Source organism: Flavobacterium bizetiae (assembly GCF_902804475.1).
Lineage (GTDB): Bacteria > Bacteroidota > Bacteroidia > Flavobacteriales > Flavobacteriaceae > Flavobacterium > Flavobacterium bizetiae.
Genome location: NZ_CADCSU010000071.1, coordinates 1 through 20420 on the forward strand (window position 1 = coordinate 1; position 20420 = coordinate 20420).

Consider the following 20420-nt stretch of genomic DNA (forward strand, 5'->3'; position numbering starts at 1 on the left):
AAATCCCAAAATCCAATCTAAATTGGAATTTGGGATTTTTTTTATTTAAAAGTTTCTGTCGCCGTGAACAAAGTCAAAAATTTGAAATTTTAATTTTAAAATTGTGAGTTATTCTTAAATACTTCCTGATTCACTTCATCAATATAGTTTAGTACATCATCTTTTCCTGTTTGTTCTGTAGCAGAAGTAACAAAGTAATGAGGCATTTCTTCCCAGTTGTTGGCGAACATTTGTTTTTTGTAAGCTGCAATATGTGAGTCAATTTTTGTCTTACTAATTTTATCTGCTTTAGTAAAAATGATGCAAAACGGAATTTCGCTTTCGCCCATATACGACATAAATTCGATGTCGATATTTTGAGCTTCATGACGAATATCAATCAAAACAAAAGCGCAAACTAGTTGTTCTCTGGTTTCAAAGTAATCTGTAATAAATTGCTGAAAAACTGATTTTGTCTTTTTTGATACTTTAGCATATCCGTAACCAGGTAAATCGACAAGGAACCAATTGTTGTTAATCTTAAAGTGATTAATTAATTGAGTTTTTCCCGGTCTTCCTGAAGTTTTAGCTAAATTTTTATGATTGGTAAGCATGTTAATCAACGATGACTTACCTACGTTTGAGCGGCCGATAAAAGCATATTCCGGCAAAAAATCCGCAGGACATTTTGCAACTACAGAATTACTGATAATAAATTCGGCGGTATTAATTTTCATGTTTTTTGTGTTTAAGACCTCCTTAAAGTCGAAAGTTAGATGCTATAAATTCTTTTTAACGAGCCATTCTTCAAGAATTGTGTTGAATTCCTGAGGGTGTTCCATCATAGCAGCGTGTCCACATTTGTCTATCCAATACAAAGTTGAATTAGGCAATAGTTTGTCAAATTCTTCAGCGACATTCGGCGGAGTTACAGCGTCATTTTTACCCCAAATAATACAGGTTTCTACTGTCATTTTTGGTAAATCTTTGGCCATATTATGACGAATTGCGCTTTTGGCAATCGTTAAGGTTTTGATCAATTTGATACGATCATTAACCGTTGCATATACTTCATCGATAAGTTCCGGAGTAGCAATTTTAGGATCGTAAAATACATCTTCAGCCTTCTTTTTGATGTATTCATAATCGCCTCTTTTTGGGTAACTATCTCCCATTGCGCTTTCGTAAAGACCAGAGCTTCCGGTAATTACAAGTCCTGCAACTTTTTCAGGATATAGTTTTGTGTGATAAAGTGCGATGTGACCTCCTAATGAGTTGCCTAGTAAAATGACCTTATCAAAACCTTTAAAAGTGATAAAATCTTTAACGTATTTAGCAAAGCTTTTTACGTTCGTTTTTAAAATACTCTGAGTATATATTGGCAAATCCGGGATAACAACTTTGTATCCTTTCGTTGGGAAATATTCTGCTACAGCATCAAAGTTACTAAGGCCTCCCATTAAGCCATGTAAAATAACGATAGGAGTTCCTTCTCCAGCTTCATAATAGCTGTATTTGCCTTCTTTTTTGTAGTGTTTGTCCATTTAATTTAATGCCAATTTCAATTGGGACAAATATAGGGTTTAATAAATAAAAATGAATTTTTGCTACGGTTTTTTAACTAGATAATTTTAGTAGAATTTGTAAGTAGCTAAAAATCAGATTTAATAGGTCTTTTTGGCGCATTTTCTAAATGTTAAGAAAACTGCATTATAACTAATTTTTTAAGAAATATTATGCATTATTTTTTTGATGTCGAAGTGTTATTGTCTTTTCGTTAATTATAAGTTAAAGTATTGATTGTCCATAAATTAAGCGAGGTGGTAGGAAAGTGGTTAAACTTATTAACAAAGTGGTATATAGTGGTAAATTGTGGTAATATTTTTTATATTTTTGTCCTATAACATATTAATGTATTTTTCTTGAACACAATTGTTGGAACATATGAGTGTAAAGTCGATGCTAAAGGGAGGCTGATGATGCCTGCGCCCTTAAAAAAGCAATTGGCTTCTTCTCTTCAGGACGGGTTCGTTTTGAAGCGCTCAGTTTTTCAGCCGTGTTTAGAATTGTATCCAATGGAAGAATGGAACTTGATGATGCAGAAAATCAACAAGCTGAATCGTTTCGTAAAAAAGAACAATGATTTCATTCGAAGATTTACTGCCGGTGTTAAAATGGTAGAGATTGATGCATTGGGAAGGTTATTGGTCCCGAAGGATTTGGTGGCTTTTTCAAGTATTTCTAAAGATGTGGTTTTTTCATCTGCGGTTAATATTGTGGAGATTTGGGATAAAGATTTATATGAAAAATCAATAAGCGGCGAAGATATGGATTTTGCAGATCTGGCCGAAGAAGTAATGGGAAATATTAATGACGACGACAATGGAATATCATAATCCGGTTTTACTTCACCCTACAGTTGATGGTTTAAATATTAAACCAGATGGCATATATGTAGATGTAACGTTTGGTGGCGGTGGTCATTCAAAAGAAATTTTGAGACGATTGGGTCCAAACGGAAAATTATTTGCTTTTGATCAGGATGAAGATGCTCTTGCAAATGCGTTGCCGGATGAACGGTTTACCTTAATTAATGAGAACTTTAGATTTATAAAAAGATTTTTACGTTTTCACGGTGTTAAAGGAGTAGACGGAATTTTGGCTGATTTGGGTGTTTCATCACATCAGTTTGATGTTCCGGAAAGAGGATTCTCGACAAGATTTGATGCCGAACTCGATATGCGGATGAGTCAAAAAAATGATTTAAGTGCTTACCGTGTGGTTAACGAATATGAAGAACAGGATTTACGTCGTGTTTTTTTTGATTATGGGGAGTTGAAGAATGCGCCGCTTTTATCAAGAACAATTGTAGAGGCCAGAGAACACAGGCCAATTAAAACTACAGATGAACTGAAAGACGTTTTGGCAAAATTTTTACCTGAACGAATTCGTAATAAAGTATTGGCTCAGATTTATCAGGCCATTCGTATTGAGGTAAATCAGGAAATGGATGTTTTAAAAGAATTTATCGAGCAATCTCTTGAAATTCTTAATCCGGGCGGAAGATTCTCTGTAATCTCTTATCATTCTCTTGAAGACAGACTGGTAAAAAGATTTATAAAAAACGGAATGTTTGAAGGAGAGCCAGAACGTGATTTTTTCGGAAACTTTTCTGTTCCTTATAAAACAATAGGAAAATTAATTGTTCCGAATGATGCTGAGATCAAAATCAACAACAGAGCAAGAAGTGCAAAATTAAGAATTGCCGAGAAGATATAATATATATAGGTAGAAAATGAAAAGTGGAGTATTTGGCATATTAAAAGCGAGATTTTTATTAAACGATGATGCAGTGAAGAACTGGAGATTCATTGTTTTTATAATTCTGCTTGCTATCCTGATGATTGCCAATACACAACGATACGAGCAAAAGGTTTTTGAAATAGCAAAACTAAGCAATGAAGTGAAAGAATTGAGATCTGAATTTGTAGATCGTCGTTCTGAATTGCAAAAACTAAAAATGGAGTCAACTGTGACAAGTGAAATGGAGAAAAAAGATATTCATCCTTCAACAGTTCCTCCGGTTAAGATAGAAGTTAAAAAAGAAGAAGAAAAAAGTTTCTTTAAAAGAATATGGCAGTAGACGATAAAAATATATCCTACAGAATTTACCTCGTAGCAGTTTTCATCTTTGTGATGGCAATTGCTATTGTTGTTAAGTTAACCAATATTCAATGGGTTGAAGGAGACTATTATAGAAAACTGGCGAAACAGCGTACCGTTAGAAATTTTGTAATTCCGGCAAATAAAGGAAACATTTATTCTGCTGACGGAAGTTTGTTAGCAACATCAATACCAAATTATGAGATTCGATTTGATGCTAAAGCGCCAAAAACAGAAACTTTTGAAAAATATGTAAAATCGTTGTCAGATTCATTGTCAACCGTTTTAGATAAACCGGGAAGTTATTTTGAAAAAGAATTAAGAAAAGCGAGAGCCAATAAAAATCGTTACTATTTGATTGCCCGTAATTTGAGTTATACCGAATATGTAAAAATAAAAGGATTTCCGTTATTCAATTTAGGTGCTTTCAAAGGTGGAATTATCATCGAACAAGAAACGGTTAGAAAACATCCGATAGGAAAAATTGCAGAAAGAACAATTGGTTATGATCGTATTGATCCTGCAACAGGAGTTGAAGTAGGTAAAGGAATTGAGTGGGCTTTTAAAAGTTATCTGAACGGGAAAGATGGTAAAATTTTAAAGCAAAAAATTGCCAAAGGACAATGGAAACCTATTCGTGATCTAAATGAAGTAGATCCTGTAGATGGTTATGATGTAATTTCTACGATAGATGTTTTTATTCAGGATATTGCGCATCATGCTTTATTAAAGCAGTTAGAAGAATATGAAGCAGATCATGGTTGTGTAGTAGTGATGGAAACAGAAACGGGACATGTAAAAGCGATTTCTAATTTAGGAAGAGCTGAAGACGGATCGTATTATGAAACTACAAATTACGCTATTGCAGAATCTCACGAGCCTGGATCGACCTTTAAATTAGTCGATTTAATGGCGATTTTAGATGATAAAGTAGCAGATACCAGTACTGTTTTTGACAGTCATGGCGGGCAGGTAAGATATTATGGTCGGTTGGTTCAGGATTCGCACAGAGGTGGTTACGGAAAAGTTTCATTAGCCCGTGGTTTTGAGCTTTCATCTAATACCGTAATGGTTCAGGCGGTTTATGACAATTACAAAAGTAATCCGTCAAAATTTGTAGATCATATTAAAAGTTACGGATTAGATAGAACATTAGGTTTGCATTTTAAAGGAGAAGGAAGGCCATATATTCCAAAACCTGGAGACAAACACTGGTCAGGAGTTTCACTTCCGTGGATGGCTTTTGGTTACGGAGTTTCGGTAACACCAATGCAAACGCTGGCATTTTACAATTCAGTGGCCAATAATGGTGTAATGGTGAAACCGCAATTTGTATCAGAAATCAAAGAATGGAACAAAACCATTAAAAAGTTTGATGTTGAAGTAATAAACCCAAAGGTTTGTTCGCCGGAAACCATTAAAAAACTGAAAGCAGTATTAGAAAATGTGGTTAAAAAAGGAACAGGATCGAAACTGTATTCAAAAGATTTTTCGATGGCTGGAAAAACGGGAACAGCTCAGGTAAATTACGGAGGAAAAGAAGGAAAGTCGGCATTGTATTACGCATCTTCTTTTGTGGGGTATTTCCCGGCAGATCATCCTAAATATTCTTGTATTGTGGTCGTTCATAAACCTAATACATCAAAAAATAATTATTACGGAGCAGATGTTTCAGGGCCAGTTTTTAAACGAATTGCCCAAAAAATATTTACAGATGCGCCTTCGACAAATAAAATTAAACAACTTGATTCTAAAATTGCAAAACAAGAGATCAGTTACGATAAGTACGATGTAGAATCAAGAAAAAAATCAAGTCAGATTCCAGATTTAAAAGGAATGCCGGGAATGGATGCAATTGCTTTACTAGAGAATTTAGGTTTGAAAGTAAAAGTAAATGGAGTAGGAAAAGTAAAAAAACAGTCTTTACAAGCTGGACAAAATATTAGTAAAAACACAACAATAGTATTAGAATTATCGTGAAAATACTGAAAGACATATTATATAAAGTAGCTATTGAGTCTGTAACAGGTTCGACAGAAATCGATATACATAAAATTGATTTTGATTCAAGAAAAATTGAAGAAAAAGATGTTTTTGTAGCGATTCGCGGATCACTTTCTGATGGTCATGATTATATAGAAAAAGCAATTCAATTAGGTGCTGTTGCCGTGATTTGCGATACATTACCGGAAAGCGTCGAAAAAGGAATTACTTATATACAAGTAAAAGATACCAATACGGCTTTGGCTTTTATGGCTGCTAATTATTTTGGAAATCCTTCTGAAAAATTAAAATTAGTTGGAGTAACAGGTACAAACGGAAAAACAACAATTGCTTCATTATTGTTTCAGTTGTTTCAAAAAGCAGGTTTTAAAGTTGGTTTATTATCAACTGTAAAAATCATGGTAGATCAAACAGAATATAAAGCAACGCATACAACACCGGATTCAATTACAATCAATCATTATTTAAATGAAATGATCGAAGCCGGAGTGACACATTGTTTTATGGAAGTAAGTTCACACGGAATTCACCAAAAACGTACAGAGGCATTGCATTTTGTAGGTGGGGTTTTTACGAATTTATCTCACGATCATTTAGATTATCATCCAACTTTTGCAGAATACAGAGACGTAAAGAAATCATTTTTTGATTCGTTGCCAAAAACGGCTTTCGCTTTATCAAACATCGATGATAAAAATGGAACTGTGATGTTGCAAAATACAGTAGCCAGAAAATTTACATACGCCTTAAAAACCTATGCTGATTTTAAAGCGACAATATTAGAAAGTCAATTATCAGGACTATTATTAAAAGTAAATGACAATGAAGTTTGGGTAAAACTTATCGGAACTTTTAATGCTTACAACGTTTTGGCAATTTACGGAACTGCTGTAGAATTAGGAATGGATAGTCTTGAAGCATTGAGATTACTATCTGATTTAGAAAGTGTTTCAGGACGTTTTCAATACATTGTTTCAGAAGGAAATATTACGGCAATTGTAGATTACGCACATACTCCTGACGCTCTTGATAATGTTTTAAAAACAATTGGAGATATCCGTACTAAAAACGAACAGCTAATTACAGTTGTAGGTTGCGGCGGAAACAGAGATAAAACAAAAAGACCAATTATGGCTAAAATTGCTATAGATCTTAGTGATAAAGCAATTTTAACTTCTGATAACCCAAGAAACGAAGATCCTGAAGTGATTTTAGATGAAATGGAAAAAGGAGTTGAAGCTCATAATTATAAAAAAGTACTGAGAATTACCGACAGAAAACAAGCAATAAAAACCGCTTGTCAATTGGCTCAGCCCAATGATATTATTTTAATTGCCGGTAAAGGACATGAAACCTATCAGGAAATAAATGGTGTTCGCCATCATTTTGATGATATGGAAACTGTAAAAGAAATTTTAGAACAACTAAATAAATAATAATCAATTTTTTGAATTCGAAACGCCACATTAAAAAGAGAATTCAGATTTTCAAAAATTGAAATTTAAAACAAAAGATATATGCTATACTATTTATTTGAATACTTGCGAAAAACATTAGACATGCCAGGGGCTGGGGTTTTTCAGTACATCACTTTTAGGTCAGCTTTAGCTTTTATGCTTTCGTTACTATTATCAACGATTTACGGAAAAAGAATTATTAATTTTTTACGTAATCAACAAGTTGGTGAAACAGTTCGTGAGCTTGGCCTTGCAGGTCAGAATGAAAAAGCAGGAACGCCAACAATGGGAGGTCTGATTATTATTTTTGCCACTCTTGTGCCAGTGTTGTTATTTGCTCGTTTGCAAAATATTTACATCGTATTGCTTATTGTAACCACATTGTGGATGGGAACAATTGGTTTTGTAGATGATTATATCAAGATATTCAAAAAAGATAAGCAAGGTCTTAAAGGAATTTTTAAAGTTATTGGTCAGGTAGGTTTAGGGCTTATTGTAGGTACAGTACTTTATTTTAATCCTGCCGTTACGGTAAGAACAGATACAGGTTATAGCGGAGGCGTGAAAGCGTCTACTTCGATAGTGATGCCTGCGCAAATTGAAGAAAAGTCTACAGCAACTACGATTCCTTTTGTAAAAAACAATGAATTTGATTATGCCGAATTATTGGCCTGGACAGGTGAAGGATATGAAAAATGGGCATGGTTAATTTTTATTCCAGTGGTTATTTTTATCATCACAGCAGTTTCTAACGGAGCAAATTTAACAGACGGAATTGATGGTTTGGCTGCAGGAACCTCGGCAATATCGGTGCTCGCGCTCGGGATATTCACCTTTGTATCAGGAAATATTATTTTCTCTAATTATCTGAACATTATGTACATCCCCAATTCGGGAGAGATGACCGTTTTTATCTCCGCCTTTGTGGGAGCGTTAATTGGTTTTCTCTGGTACAATTCCTACCCCGCATCCGTGTTTATGGGAGATACAGGAAGTTTAACGATTGGAGGTATCATTGCGGTTTTAGCAATTGCAGTTCGTAAAGAAATATTGATTGTTTTATTCTGTGGAATTTTCCTTGCAGAAAGTGCTTCAGTAATAATTCAGGTAGCTTATTTTAAATATACAAAAAAACGTTTTGGCGAAGGCCGAAGAATTTTTCTGATGTCGCCGTTACATCACCATTATCAAAAGAAAGGATATCATGAGAGTAAAATTGTAACCCGATTTTGGATTGTTGCAATCATGTTAGCCATATTATCAATCGTTACTTTAAAACTTAGATAGATGAGGCTAATTGTTTTAGGTGGAGGAGAAAGTGGTGTAGGTACTGCTATCCTCGGAAAGAAACAAGGATACGATGTTTTTGTATCTGATTTTGGAAAAATAAAAGAAAGCTATAAAGAAGTTCTTATCATTAATAAAATTGCTTGGGAAGAAGAAAAACATACCGAGGACCTGATTTTAAATGCCGACGTGGTGATGAAAAGTCCGGGAATTCCAGAGAAATCTCCCATAGTACAAAAATTGATCGCTGCCGGAATTAAAGTGATTTCGGAAATCGAGTTTGCGAAGCCTTTTACAGAAGCATTAACTATCGGGATTACAGGTAGTAATGGTAAAACAACAACAACGATGCTCACACATCATTTGTTGAAATCAGCAGGATTAAATGTTGGTTTAGGAGGAAACATCGGAAAAAGTTTTGCCTGGCAGGTTGCCGAAAATAAATACGATGCCTATGTTCTTGAATTAAGTAGTTTTCAGCTCGACGGAATTATAGATTACAGGCCGGATATTGCCATTATTACGAATATTAGTCCGGATCATTTAGACCGATACGAATATAAATATCAAAATTACATTGAGTCGAAGTTTCGAATAACAATGAACCAGACCGAAAGCGATTATCTTATTTACGATGCAGATGATGAAGCAATTTCAGAATGGTTAAAGAACAACAAAACAAAAGCAAAATTAATTCCTTTTTCATTGTCTAAAACATTCGATGAAGGGGCTTCTATAAATAACAACAAAATGGAAATAAAGATCAACCAAGAAGAGTTTACAATGGAAACAGAACACATTGCGTTAGAAGGAAAACATAACATGAAAAACGCAATGGCAGCAAGCTCTGTAGCGAAATTGATGCAAATTAGAAATGCAACAATTCGCGAAAGTTTATCTAATTTTCAAGGTGTTGAGCACCGTTTAGAAAAAGTTCTAAAAATTCAGAATGTACAATATATCAACGATTCAAAAGCGACAAATGTAAATGCTACTTTCTTCGCTTTAGACAGTATGAATGTTCCAACTGTTTGGATTGTTGGGGGAGTTGATAAAGGAAACGATTACAACGAATTGATGTCGTTGGTTCGCGAAAAAGTAAAAGCAATTATTTGCCTTGGAGTTGATAATCATAAAATCATCAATGCCTTTGGTAATGTAGTTGATATTATGGTAGAAGTAAATAACATGAACGATGCTGTAAAAACAGCACAACGTTTAACTGAAAAAGGTGATGCAGTTTTATTGTCTCCAGCCTGCGCAAGTTTCGATTTATTCGAAAATTATGAAGACAGAGGAAAGCAGTTTAAGCAAGCAGTTCATAACTTGTAAAAAAATAGTTTCTGGTTTCAGATTTCACATTTTGTGGGAACCTGAAACGTGAAACAAGAAAAACTTGAAACTAAAAACATGAAGGAATTAGTAAACAAATTAAAAGGAGATAGAGTAATATGGTCATTCGTGGCTTTATTAGCGCTGTTTTCGTTTATGCCTGTTTTTAGTGCGAGTAGTAATTTAGCATATATAGGTCACGGAACCGGAAATACATTGGGTTATTTAGTAAAACATTTAGCTCACGTTTGTATTGGTTTTATGATTATTTACTGGGTTCACAGAATTCCGTATCATTATTTTAGAGCAATTTCAAAAGTAGCGTTACCCGTTGTTTGGTTTTTGCTTTTGTATACATTACTAAAAGGAACTGTAATTGCCGGAGCAAATGCAAGTCGTTGGATTCAGGTGCCTTTTATAGGGATTACATTTCAAACGTCGACTCTGGCCGCTAGTATATTATTTATTTATGTAGCGCGTTATTTGTCGAAAACGAGAGAAGAGAATGAACCTTTTCAAACATCGTTGATACAGCTTTGGTTGCCTGTTTTTATAACATTGGCGCTTATATTACCAGCGAACTTTTCGACCACAGCATTGATATTTTCAATGGTAATTATGTTAACGTTCATTGGTCGATATCCGCTTAAATACATAGGGTTTATTATAGGTTCAGGAATCGGGATGTTGTTGTTTTTCCTTTTGGTAGCCAAAGCATTTCCGGATTCAAGATTCTTTAGCAGGGTATCAACATGGGAAAGTCGTATTATGAACTTTACCACAGATAAACCGGATGAAGATGATTATCAAATAGAAAAAGCAAAAATTGCAATTGCGTCAGGAAAACTCGGAGGATTAGGGCCTGGAAAAAGTGTTCAGAAAAACTTTTTGCCACAATCGTCTTCAGATTTTATTTACGCGATTATCGTAGAAGAATATGGTTTAGTGGGCGGAGTAGCAATTTTAGTCTTGTACTTATTATTATTGTTCAGATTTGTAATTGCATCGCATAAAGCCAATACGCTCTTTGGGAAATTAGTCGTCGTCGGGCTCGGTTTTCCGATGATATTTCAGGCGATGATCAATATGGCGGTTGCAGTAGAATTATTACCGGTAACGGGACAAACATTGCCATTGATTAGTAGTGGAGGTAGTTCGATCTGGATGACATGTTTCTCTCTTGGAATCATTATTAGTGTAACTAAAAAAGAAGAAGAAATCGCCGAAGAGCAAGAAGAAAAGGAAAGAAGAAAAGAAGCGCTTCAACGACTAATTGATAAAGAACTGGCCGAAGAAGATTTAGTTCACAATGAAAAAGAACCGGTTTATGAAGAAGAAGGAATGTATTCGATAGAAGATAATTCCAGAAATCCGATGAATGCAGTTTTGAATAAATAGAAAAATTAAAATAGAAATAGTTTTTAAAGCGAATAACTTTTAAAAATATGACAAATTATAAATTCATATTAAGTGGTGGCGGAACAGGAGGGCATATTTATCCTGCAATTGCTATTGCTAATGAATTAAAAGCGCAATTCCCTGATGCTGAGTTTCTTTTTGTAGGGGCGCAGGATAAAATGGAAATGCAAAAAGTGCCTCAGGCAGGTTACGAAATAAAAGGACTTTGGATTGCAGGTTTGCAACGAAAATTAACCTTGCAAAATTTAATGTTTCCGTTAAAATTGGCAACAAGTTTGCTAGAGTCAAGACGAATAATAAAACAGTTCAAACCTAATGTGGTAATAGGAACCGGAGGCTTTGCCAGCGGACCTTTATTACAGGCAGCAGGAGGAGCAGGAATACCAACAGTAATTCAGGAGCAAAATTCATTTCCAGGAATTACCAATAAATTGTTGAGCAAAAAAGCAAATGCAATTTGTGTGGCGTACGGAAATTTAGAACGATTTTTTCCTAAAGAAAAAATCGTATTAACAGGAAATCCGGTTCGTCAGGATTTAATCGATATTGAAAGCAAACGTGATGAAGCAATTGCTTTTTATGGATTAGATCCCAATAAAAAAACATTACTGGTTTTGGGCGGAAGTTTAGGTGCAAGAAGAGTAAATCAGTTAATTGAAAAAGAATTACATAATATGCTTTCTCAGGATGTTCAGGTAATCTGGCAATGTGGGAAATTATATTTTGAAGAATATAAAAAACACAATCAGCAAAACGTACGAGTAGTTGATTTTATCGAAAGAATGGATTTTGTGTATGCTGCGGCCGATGTGATTATTTCAAGAGCAGGAGCATCATCAGTATCAGAATTGTGTATTGTTGGGAAACCGGTAATTTTTATTCCGTCGCCTAATGTAGCCGAAGATCATCAAACTAAAAATGCTCAGGCAATAGTAGATGCAAAAGGGGCTATTTTGTTGAAGGAATCAGAATTAGACAGTCAGTTTAGTATTGTTTTTGAAGCTTTATTGAAAGATCAGGGAAAACAAAAACAATTAAGCGATAATATAAAAAAGCTCGCGATGCCAAACGCAACGAAAGTGATTGTAGATCAGATTAAAAAGTTGTTATAATATAACTTTTTTTGAAAATTATAGAACAAAAATAAAAACTTAGAACGTTATTTTTAAGCGTTTTGAGTTATTAAAATAATAAAATTACAAAGGCTTAATTACTAGTTTTTTATATAATAAAGCAACTTGTAAATAGCTCAAAATTAAATAGAAATGAATTTAAATCAGATACAGAACGTTTATTTTATTGGTATTGGAGGCATCGGAATGAGTGCTCTGGCCCGCTATTTTAAAAATATCGGGAAACAGGTTTCTGGTTACGACAAAACGCCATCAATGCTAACAAGCGAATTGATCGGAAGCGGTATTGATATTCATTTTGAAGATAATATTAATCTGATTCCTGCTGATTATTTTGTAGAGAATACTCTGGTGATTTTTACGCCTGCAGTACCTACTACACATTCTGAATGGCATTATTTCATCGAAAGAAATTATGAGATTAAAAAACGTGCCGAAGTTTTAGGAATTATTACCAAAGACACTTTTAGTTTTGCTGTTGCCGGAACACACGGAAAAACAACAACATCAAGTATTTTAGGACATATTTTATATGAAAGCGGTGCTGATGTTACGGCTTTTGTGGGCGGAATAGTCGAGAATTACAATTCTAATTTAATTGGTAATGGTAAAACTGTAACCGTTGTAGAAGCAGATGAATTCGATCGTTCATTTTTGCATTTACACCCAAATATTGCCTGTATCACTTCAATGGATGCGGATCATCTTGATATTTACGGGACAAGTGAAGCTATTGAAGCTTCGTTTGTAGAATTTGCGTCTAAAGTAGAAGATAAAAATAAATTATTTATAACTAAAGAATTGCCTCTTCAAGGAGTGCAATGTGCTATAAATGAAGATGCTGTATATAAGGCTTTTAATGTTCGTATAGAAGACGGAAGCTATGTTTTTGATGTGCAGACGCCATCAGAAATCATGAAAGATTTGCATTTTGGATTGCCAGGAAAACACAATTTAATGAATGGATTGATGGCTATTGCGATGGCAAAAACTTATGGCACCCCGACCGAGGCCATCGCAAAAGCTATTGCTTCGTTTAACGGAATCAGAAGACGTTTTTCATATCAGATTAAATCAGATAAATTAGTTTATATAGATGATTATGCACATCATCCAACAGAAATAAATGCTGTACATCAAGCGGTTAGAGAATTGTATCCGGAACGTAAAGTTTTGGCGATTTTTCAGCCACATTTGTTTAGTAGAACCAGAGATTTTGCCGACGGATTTGCCGAAAGTTTATCTCAGTTTGATGAAGTGTTTTTAATGGATATTTACCCTGCACGTGAGTTACCGATGGAAGGGATTACATCGGACTGGTTGTTAGGGAAAATGACAAATTCGAACAAGAAAATTGTTGCAAAAAATGATTTATTAGCGGAGATCAAAGCCAGTGATGCGCCAATAATTGTAACAATAGGAGCTGGTGATATTGGAGAAATGGTTCCATCAATCAAAAAAATGCTAAATGAAAATATTTAATTGGACAAATGTTAGATTAATTCTCATTTTAGGGCTTGTTTTATTTTTATATTCTTTTGCTCAACATCGAAATGGAGATCGAAAATTGAAAAAATCGATGGTTGTTTTTGTAGGAGAAAATACGCTTTTTGTGAAGCCGGAAACGGTTAATAAATTGTTGATAGAAAATAAAAGAGACGCTTCCAGTATCCGAAAAGATGAACTAGATTTGAATAAGATTGAGAAAACCCTTGATACGCAAGAGATGATTGAGAAGTCAAACGTTTTTGTAAGTATTGACGGGGTTCTAAAAGCAGTAGTAAAACAGAAGACACCAATAGCGCGAGTTTATGATGGTGACGCTTCTTTTTATATTGACTATGAGGGTAATAAAATGCCTTTATCAGACAATTTTACTGCTCGGGTTCCACTTGTTTCTGGGGCAATTAATGAAAAAAATAACGAAGATTTAGCTGCTTTATTTCGCACAATTTATGACGATGCGTTTTTGAGAAAAAACATCATTGCAATTCAAATTATGCCGAATGGTAGCTTAAAATTGTTTAATAGAAATTATAATTACTTCATCGATTTTGGCAGAACGATGAATGTTGATAAGAAATTTAATAACTATAAAGCCTTTTTTCAAAAAGCGGTTTTAGATAGTTCGTTATATAAATACAGTAAGATTGACCTTAGGTTTACGGAACAAGTAGTTTGCACAAAATAATAGAAAATGGAAAAAGATAACATTGCAGTAGGTCTAGATATTGGAACGACAAAGATAGTTGCCATGATCGGCAAGAAGAATGAGTATGGAAAGTTGGAAATTTTGGGTATTGGAAAATCCAAAAGTTTAGGAGTAGCGAGAGGAGTTGTAAACAACATTACGCAAACTATCCAGTCCATTCAGCAAGCAATACTTGAGGCGGAAAACAATTCAGGTTATAAAATAAAAGATGTTGTTGTGGGGATCGCAGGACAGCACATCAGAAGTATTCAGCACACAGATTACATCAGCCGTAATAATCCGGAAGAAGTAATTGGCGAAAAAGATATTCAGCTTTTGATTGACCAGGTAAATAAACTGGCCATGTTACCGGGAGAAGAAATTATTCATGTTTTGCCACAGGAATTTAAAATCGACGGACAATCTGAAATAAAAGAGCCTATCGGAATGTACGGCGGAAGACTGGAATCTAGTTTTCACGTAGTAGTAGGGCAGGCATCATCGATCAGAAATGTTGGAAGATGTATTCAGAGTTCAGGAATCGAATTGTCAGGATTGACATTAGAACCATTGGCTTCTGCAGATGCAGTTTTAAGTCAGGAAGAAAAAGAAGCAGGAGTAGCCTTAATTGATATTGGTGGCGGAACAACAGATTTAGCCATTTTTAAAGATGGTATTATTCGTCATACAGCAGTAATTCCTTTTGGAGGAAATGTTATTACAGACGATATCAAAGAAGGTTGTTCGATTATCGAAAAACAAGCAGAGCTTTTAAAAATAAAATTCGGATCAGCCTGGCCGGGAGAAAATAAAGACAACGAAATTGTTTCTATTCCTGGTTTAAGAGGCAGAGAACCAAAAGAAATTTCGCTTAAAAACCTATCTAAAATTATTCATGCTCGTGTAGTAGAAATTGTTGAGCAGGTTTTTGCAGAAATTAAAGCTTACGGACACGAAGATCCTCGCAAAAAATTAATAGCAGGAATTGTTCTTACAGGTGGTGGAGCTCAACTAAAACACATCAAACAATTAGTAGAGTACATTACAGGTATGGATACCAGAATTGGATATCCAAACGAGCATCTGGCAGGAAATTCTAGTGAAGAAATCTCTAGCCCGTTATTTGCAACCGCAGTTGGTTTAGTAATGAACAGCATCGAAAATAGTACGCAAAGTGCTGTTAGAATGGAGATTGTAAATGAGCAGCCAAAAGTAGTATACAGAAATGTTCCTCCTCAGCAGCAACAACCTGTACAGCAGCGATACGAAGTAGAAGAAAACTACGTTGAAAGAGTAGAAACTATTGAAGAATCGAGAGAAGTCAGGACGAATGCATCTAAGGAAGAATCTACTGAAACTAAAATTAGAAGATCATTTTTTGATAGATATGTCGATAAAATCAAAGATTTTTTAGACAACGCAGAATAAGACAATAAAAAGAAAAGGATTACTTTATTGGCCCCAAGTCAAGAAGTAAAAAATGTATTAAATAAGAATTTCAAAAACCAAAAAGATGATGAGCAACTCAGAATTTGGAAGTATTTCATTTGATTTACCAAAAAACCAATCAAATGTTATCAAAGTAATAGGTGTAGGTGGAGGTGGTAGTAATGCTATCAACCATATGTTTAAACAAGGTATTAAAGGCGTTGATTTCATCGTTTGTAATACCGATTCACAAGCACTACAGAACAGTTCGGTGCCGAACAAAATTCAGTTAGGTATGAACTTAACAGAAGGTCTTGGAGCAGGAGCAAATCCTGATGTAGGACAACAATCTGCTATAGAAAGTATCGCTGATATCGAAAAAATGTTAGACCGTGGTACTAAGATGGTATTTATTACCGCTGGTATGGGTGGTGGTACAGGTACTGGTGCAGCTCCGGTAATTGCACAATTGGCCAAAGAAAGAGAAATCTTAACTGTTGGTATCGTTACTATTCCTTTTCAGTTTGAAGGAAAAGTGCGTCAGGAGCAAGCGCTTTTAGGAATCGAAAAATTGCGTAAGCAAGTCGATTCGTTAATTGTAATTAATAATAATAAGTTAAGAGAAGTATACGGAAATCTTGGTTTTAAAGCTGGATTCTCGAAAGCGGATGAAGTTTTGGCAACAGCCTCAAGAGGTATTGCTGAAGTAATTACGCACCACTATACTCAAAATATCGATTTACGTGATGCTAAAACTGTTTTATCAAACAGCGGAACAGCTATCATGGGATCTTCTGTTGCTGCGGGCGAGAACAGAGCGAAAGATGCTATCGTTTCAGCATTAGACTCTCCGTTGTTGAACGACAACAAAATTACAGGAGCCAAAAACGTATTGTTGCTTATCGTTTCTGGATCAAACGAAATTACTTTGGATGAGATTGGAGAAATCAATGATCACATTCAGGTAGAAGCAGGTCATAATGCAAATATTATCATGGGGGTTGGTGAAGACGAAACTCTTGGTGATGCTATTGCCGTGACTATTATTGCAACAGGTTTTGATGTTGAACAACAAAATGAAATTGTAAATACAGAACCTAAAAAAATCATTCACACGTTAGAAGATGAGCAAAGAAGTGTTCATAATTTATCGAATAAATCAGTTACTTCTTTTGATGTAAATGCAGAGACACCTACTGCAAAATCTGAAGAGAAAATTGTTTTTGATTTAATGGATGATGAAGATACGGAAATGCCATTTACAGCTACACATGTTGCTCCAGTTGAAGTTGCTCCAATTGAAGTTGCACCAGTTGCTGTTACGCCATCGGTAAATCCGGCTAGCAATCCGTCAATGAATAAGGAAGAATTAGTAGTGATGTCTGAGTTTATCAAAAACCTTGACGTAACTTTCGAAATTGTTTCGCCTATTACAGATATAGATTTTACTATTACGGCTCCGGAAGCTCAGGCTTTTCAGGATGCAAAACCAATTCAGCAAGTTCAAAGAACTTTTGAGAGAGAAGAACAAACGACTTTTTCATTCGATTTGCCACTTTTCAGATCAGAACCAGAGGTTAAAAAAGAGCCGGTTGCTGAGCAGGAAGCTAAAGTTTTATTCGAATTAAGTAATGAAACTCGCAATATCAAAGTAAACGACCCAGTGCAATTTGTACCGGTTACGGAACTTTCAGATAAAGGAATCATCAAATATTCTCTAGAAGAATATATGGAGGTTGAGAATGAATTAGTAGCATCAAAACCAGCTGATAAAGTAGTAGAAGATGTAATTCCTGCGGAATTGAACATCACTATGAAACAAAAAACTGATTTTGCAAGTGAAGCTCATTTTACAACAACTTCAGAAGTTTCTCCGATGGAATTGACAATTGAAGAAACTTTACGCTTAAGAGCTGAAGAAAGAAGAAAGAAACTAAAAGAATTTAATTATAAATTCCATAATAATGTTTCAAGAATTGATGAACTTGAAAAAGAGCCTGCTTACAAAAGATTAGGTATCGATTTATCGAATTCACAATCAAATAATAACAATTCGAGAATATCAGTTGGAACAGATAGTAACAACGATTTGCAGTTGCGTTCAAATAATTCATTTTTGCACGACAACGTAGATTAATTTTTACCATCCCAATAAATAAAGATAGCCCGAAAATTGGATTTAATTTTCGGGTTATTTTTTTTATCTTCGCACAGAATTTAAAATTTGACTTCTATACTTAACTTTTAAAGTTAATCTTGTTGTCAGTTTCTGGTGAAGTCCGGAATACACTTTCAAAATAGTTATATCAATTATAGGTTTTACCTATTTAAATAAAAAAATAAGATGAGTTTACAAACATTAATCATGGACGAGATTAAAACCGCCATGAGAGCAAAAGATACTGTAGCATTAGAAGCATTAAGAGCGATCAAATCTGAAATGTTATTAGCTGCAACTTCATCAGGTTCTAAAGAAGAATTAACAGAAGATGATGAGATTAAATTACTTCAAAGATTAGTTAAAACCCGTAAAGAAAGTGCTCGTATTTTTACAGAGCAAAATCGTCCTGATTTAGCAGAGCCAGAATTAGCTCAGGTTGCTGTAATCGAGAAATTCTTACCTGCACAATTAAGCGAAGAAGAAGTAGAAGCTGTAATTGCAAAAATTATCGCTGAAACAGGAGCTTCAGGAATTGCATCTATGGGGAAAGTTATGGGATTAGCTTCTGCACAATTAGGGGGAACTGCTGAAGGAAAAACTATTTCTGCAATTGTAAAAAAATTATTGGTTTAAAATTCCAATATATAAACTCCAAATTCCAAAGCTAAAATTGGAATTTGGAATTTAAAAAATTGAAATTTTAATAATATTGACCACGTAGTTCAACTGGATAGAATATCAGATTTCGGCTCTGAGGGTTGGGGGTTCGAACCCCTCCGTGGTCACTAAAAATTTTAAAGCCTGAGAATTAATATTCTCAGGCTTTTTTTATGCAATTAGATTTATTTCATCATTTTTGATATGCACTAAAATCAGCTTCAAAACTTGTGAAATAATAAAATGAAATAACGATTAAACAAACTAAGATTACAAATAAATCTTGTTTTAGGAATTTAAATATAGTTGATCACTAATAGTTAATAATGTTCTTTACTCCTAAGGATTCTAAATCTAAATCAGTTTCAAAAAAAGGATTTTTAGCTTTTTTCAGTAATTCTTCTCTTACATTCGTTACTGAAATAAATCCCCAATTATTTTTAATTGCAATAGCTGTAAAGGTCAGGAAATCCTGAAAATAATCTTCAGATTCGGGATTTTTTGCAAATAGATTGTCTTTGTCTAGCCAGAGTAGTTGTAATTCTTCATTGGTTATCCAATTAATTACTCCTTCTCCGCCATAAGAGTAAACGCATCCGGTCTCTGCATGCATTATTTGTGAAATAATTTGTTCTGAAACTGATTTTGGCTTGGCATCAACAGCTCCTGAAAAAATGCGGCGTCCTAAAATCAAATGCGGATTAAAGCTGGCACATTCAGAGAATAATAGTAGTGGTAAAGTATCATTGAGGTCTGCAAATGCGTAAGTGTTTTTTAATACAAATTCTTTTTCATCTTCATTTAACTGATGTCGAAATTTTGAATATTCTTCATTAGGCTGTTTCTTTCTATTTAAAATGAGGGATAGTTCTTGGTGTCGTTTAAAATCTTTATCTAAGTGTTGACAAAAATCTAACATTGCTTTTATTCTTGCATAGCTATTGTTATTGTCAAATAAAATGTGCTTCCATAAATCAGACTTAAAATATTTTTTCAATAAATTGCCTGCATTAGATAAGTCAGTTGCGATGTTAGCATAAAAGTATTTATCATCGAAAAAATGTAAAGTATTCCAATCACTCATTTTTAAGTTGGTTTTGTAAAAACAAAAACCTATTTCATTACGAAATAGGTTTTCCTTAGTCAATTTCTATATATTCAGATATTCCTTTGTCGTTTCCATCCGTCAGCCATTGCCAGTTCAGGGACAACTTTATTTTGTCGTTCTCTGTCAGTTCAATTTGTGCTAATGCTTTACCCGCTTTTAATTGGTTATCTGTTGTAAAACATTGATAAAGCATATTTAGCTGATCGTCTTTTAATTTAGCTATTATTTTTCCGTATTTTATAGATCCTCCAAAATAGTCGGCAGTAACAAGATTGTCATCCTGTTTATAATTAAAAATGGTTTCTGTATTTACCTGACCATTATCTGAATTCTGAATAACCGCAAATCTTTTATTATTAAAGTTAAATTTCTTCATTGGCTTGTCAGGGTTATTTTTCAGATGATTTTTTTGGTCTTTTTATTAAAAAGTAAAGTGATACTACAAAAACAATAATGTAAAGAATTGCCAGTGCAGGTTTTTCAAATTGCAGGGTTTTAAAGTCGAATTGCTTGAACAATGTTACTCCTAAAATGATTACTACAACTAGTAAAGTAAATGATATTGGTTTTTTATTTTCCATAGTATTGAATGTTTTATAAC

The 20420-nt window shown here is 34.3% G+C and carries 19 protein-coding genes and 1 tRNA gene; 15 read left to right on the top strand and 5 right to left on the bottom strand.

Annotated elements, in window-relative coordinates; all coding sequences use genetic code 11:
* Nucleotides 1–95: 95 nt before the first annotated feature.
* Both yihA and FLACOL7796_RS08015 read right to left on the bottom strand, forming a co-directional pair.
* Nucleotides 96–716, bottom strand: a complete 621-nt coding sequence (gene yihA, locus FLACOL7796_RS08010) for a ribosome biogenesis GTP-binding protein YihA/YsxC (protein WP_173970289.1) — start codon at nt 714–716, stop codon at nt 96–98.
* Nucleotides 717–758: 42 nt separating this feature from the next.
* Entirely contained in the window at nt 759–1523 is a 765-nt protein-coding gene (locus tag FLACOL7796_RS08015; RefSeq protein ID WP_173970290.1) for an alpha/beta fold hydrolase, read from the bottom strand.
* 378 nt (nt 1524–1901) lie between these two features.
* Here FLACOL7796_RS08015 and FLACOL7796_RS08020 point away from each other — a divergent pair, with 378 nt between their 5' ends.
* From FLACOL7796_RS08020 to FLACOL7796_RS08090, 15 genes are all read left to right on the top strand, one after another.
* Nucleotides 1902–2375 carry a division/cell wall cluster transcriptional repressor MraZ gene (locus FLACOL7796_RS08020; protein ID WP_026730580.1) on the top strand — a complete coding sequence of 158 codons (474 nt, stop codon included), beginning with the start codon at nt 1902–1904 and terminating at the stop codon, nt 2373–2375.
* Nucleotides 2350–3258, top strand: coding sequence for a 16S rRNA (cytosine(1402)-N(4))-methyltransferase RsmH (gene rsmH, locus FLACOL7796_RS08025; protein ID WP_173970291.1), 909 nt, complete (start codon nt 2350–2352; stop codon nt 3256–3258). Before FLACOL7796_RS08020 ends, rsmH begins: the two co-directional genes overlap by 26 nt.
* Nucleotides 3259–3274: 16 nt before the next feature.
* Entirely contained in the window at nt 3275–3622 is a 348-nt protein-coding gene (locus FLACOL7796_RS08030; RefSeq protein WP_173970292.1) for an FtsL-like putative cell division protein, read from the top strand.
* Entirely contained in the window at nt 3613–5622 is a 2010-nt protein-coding gene (locus tag FLACOL7796_RS08035) for a penicillin-binding protein (protein ID WP_173970293.1), read from the top strand. The genes FLACOL7796_RS08030 and FLACOL7796_RS08035 overlap by 10 nt, the downstream gene beginning before the upstream one ends.
* Nucleotides 5619–7082: a UDP-N-acetylmuramoyl-L-alanyl-D-glutamate--2,6-diaminopimelate ligase gene (locus FLACOL7796_RS08040; protein ID WP_173970294.1), complete on the top strand. Its 1464-nt coding sequence runs from the start codon at nt 5619–5621 to the stop codon at nt 7080–7082. The genes FLACOL7796_RS08035 and FLACOL7796_RS08040 overlap by 4 nt, the downstream gene beginning before the upstream one ends.
* A gap of 81 nt (nt 7083–7163) precedes the next feature.
* Entirely contained in the window at nt 7164–8390 is a 1227-nt protein-coding gene (gene mraY, locus FLACOL7796_RS08045) for a phospho-N-acetylmuramoyl-pentapeptide-transferase (RefSeq protein ID WP_173970295.1), read from the top strand.
* Nucleotides 8391–9722, top strand: coding sequence for a UDP-N-acetylmuramoyl-L-alanine--D-glutamate ligase (gene murD, locus FLACOL7796_RS08050; protein WP_173970296.1), 1332 nt, complete (start codon nt 8391–8393; stop codon nt 9720–9722).
* A gap of 78 nt (nt 9723–9800) precedes the next feature.
* Nucleotides 9801–11120 carry an FtsW/RodA/SpoVE family cell cycle protein gene (locus tag FLACOL7796_RS08055; protein WP_173970297.1) on the top strand — a complete coding sequence of 440 codons (1320 nt, stop codon included), beginning with the start codon at nt 9801–9803 and terminating at the stop codon, nt 11118–11120.
* A gap of 47 nt (nt 11121–11167) precedes the next feature.
* Nucleotides 11168–12253 (top strand): undecaprenyldiphospho-muramoylpentapeptide beta-N-acetylglucosaminyltransferase, encoded by a 1086-nt coding sequence (murG, locus tag FLACOL7796_RS08060; RefSeq protein ID WP_173970298.1) that lies wholly within the window; start codon nt 11168–11170, stop codon nt 12251–12253.
* 153 nt (nt 12254–12406) lie between these two features.
* Entirely contained in the window at nt 12407–13756 is a 1350-nt protein-coding gene (murC, locus tag FLACOL7796_RS08065; RefSeq protein ID WP_173970299.1) for a UDP-N-acetylmuramate--L-alanine ligase, read from the top strand.
* Complete coding sequence (locus tag FLACOL7796_RS08070; protein ID WP_173970300.1) at nt 13743–14465, top strand: cell division protein FtsQ/DivIB; 723 nt, start codon at nt 13743–13745, stop codon at nt 14463–14465. Before murC ends, FLACOL7796_RS08070 begins: the two co-directional genes overlap by 14 nt.
* 6 nt (nt 14466–14471) lie before the next feature.
* Nucleotides 14472–15893, top strand: coding sequence for a cell division protein FtsA (gene ftsA, locus FLACOL7796_RS08075; protein WP_173970301.1), 1422 nt, complete (start codon nt 14472–14474; stop codon nt 15891–15893).
* Between the two features lie 85 nt (nt 15894–15978).
* Nucleotides 15979–18030, top strand: a complete 2052-nt coding sequence (gene ftsZ / locus FLACOL7796_RS08080; RefSeq protein ID WP_173970302.1) for a cell division protein FtsZ — start codon at nt 15979–15981, stop codon at nt 18028–18030.
* 207 nt (nt 18031–18237) lie between these two features.
* Nucleotides 18238–18687, top strand: coding sequence for a GatB/YqeY domain-containing protein (locus FLACOL7796_RS08085; protein WP_173970303.1), 450 nt, complete (start codon nt 18238–18240; stop codon nt 18685–18687).
* A gap of 78 nt (nt 18688–18765) precedes the next feature.
* Nucleotides 18766–18839, top strand: a tRNA-Arg gene (locus tag FLACOL7796_RS08090).
* Between the two features lie 185 nt (nt 18840–19024).
* On the opposite strand, the gene FLACOL7796_RS08095 is transcribed toward FLACOL7796_RS08090, so the two are convergent.
* The 3 genes from FLACOL7796_RS08095 to FLACOL7796_RS08105 form a co-directional block, all read right to left on the bottom strand.
* Nucleotides 19025–19795, bottom strand: a complete 771-nt coding sequence (locus tag FLACOL7796_RS08095) for a hypothetical protein (RefSeq protein ID WP_173970304.1) — start codon at nt 19793–19795, stop codon at nt 19025–19027.
* Nucleotides 19796–19850: 55 nt separating this feature from the next.
* Nucleotides 19851–20195, bottom strand: a complete 345-nt coding sequence (locus FLACOL7796_RS08100; protein WP_173970305.1) for a hypothetical protein — start codon at nt 20193–20195, stop codon at nt 19851–19853.
* A gap of 13 nt (nt 20196–20208) precedes the next feature.
* On the bottom strand, nt 20209–20420 hold a 212-nt coding region (locus tag FLACOL7796_RS08105; protein ID WP_232067329.1), incomplete at its 5' end, for a hypothetical protein.

Excerpts from the sequence above, each read along its gene's own strand:
- yihA (WP_173970289.1), bottom strand. The coding sequence starts at position 716 with ATGAAAATTAATACCGCCGAATTTATTATCAGTAATTCTGTAGTTGCA.
- FLACOL7796_RS08015 (WP_173970290.1), bottom strand. The coding sequence starts at position 1,523 with ATGGACAAACACTACAAAAAAGAAGGCAAATACAGCTATTATGAAGCT.
- rsmH (WP_173970291.1), top strand. The coding sequence starts at position 2,350 with ATGACGACGACAATGGAATATCATAATCCGGTTTTACTTCACCCTACA.
- FLACOL7796_RS08030 (WP_173970292.1), top strand. The coding sequence starts at position 3,275 with ATGAAAAGTGGAGTATTTGGCATATTAAAAGCGAGATTTTTATTAAAC.
- FLACOL7796_RS08035 (WP_173970293.1), top strand. The coding sequence starts at position 3,613 with ATGGCAGTAGACGATAAAAATATATCCTACAGAATTTACCTCGTAGCA.
- mraY (WP_173970295.1), top strand. The coding sequence starts at position 7,164 with ATGCTATACTATTTATTTGAATACTTGCGAAAAACATTAGACATGCCA.
- murD (WP_173970296.1), top strand. The coding sequence starts at position 8,391 with ATGAGGCTAATTGTTTTAGGTGGAGGAGAAAGTGGTGTAGGTACTGCT.
- FLACOL7796_RS08055 (WP_173970297.1), top strand. The coding sequence starts at position 9,801 with ATGAAGGAATTAGTAAACAAATTAAAAGGAGATAGAGTAATATGGTCA.
- murG (WP_173970298.1), top strand. The coding sequence starts at position 11,168 with ATGACAAATTATAAATTCATATTAAGTGGTGGCGGAACAGGAGGGCAT.
- murC (WP_173970299.1), top strand. The coding sequence starts at position 12,407 with ATGAATTTAAATCAGATACAGAACGTTTATTTTATTGGTATTGGAGGC.
- FLACOL7796_RS08070 (WP_173970300.1), top strand. The coding sequence starts at position 13,743 with ATGAAAATATTTAATTGGACAAATGTTAGATTAATTCTCATTTTAGGG.
- ftsA (WP_173970301.1), top strand. The coding sequence starts at position 14,472 with ATGGAAAAAGATAACATTGCAGTAGGTCTAGATATTGGAACGACAAAG.
- ftsZ (WP_173970302.1), top strand. The coding sequence starts at position 15,979 with ATGATGAGCAACTCAGAATTTGGAAGTATTTCATTTGATTTACCAAAA.
- FLACOL7796_RS08085 (WP_173970303.1), top strand. The coding sequence starts at position 18,238 with ATGAGTTTACAAACATTAATCATGGACGAGATTAAAACCGCCATGAGA.
- FLACOL7796_RS08095 (WP_173970304.1), bottom strand. The coding sequence starts at position 19,795 with ATGAGTGATTGGAATACTTTACATTTTTTCGATGATAAATACTTTTAT.
- FLACOL7796_RS08100 (WP_173970305.1), bottom strand. The coding sequence starts at position 20,195 with ATGAAGAAATTTAACTTTAATAATAAAAGATTTGCGGTTATTCAGAAT.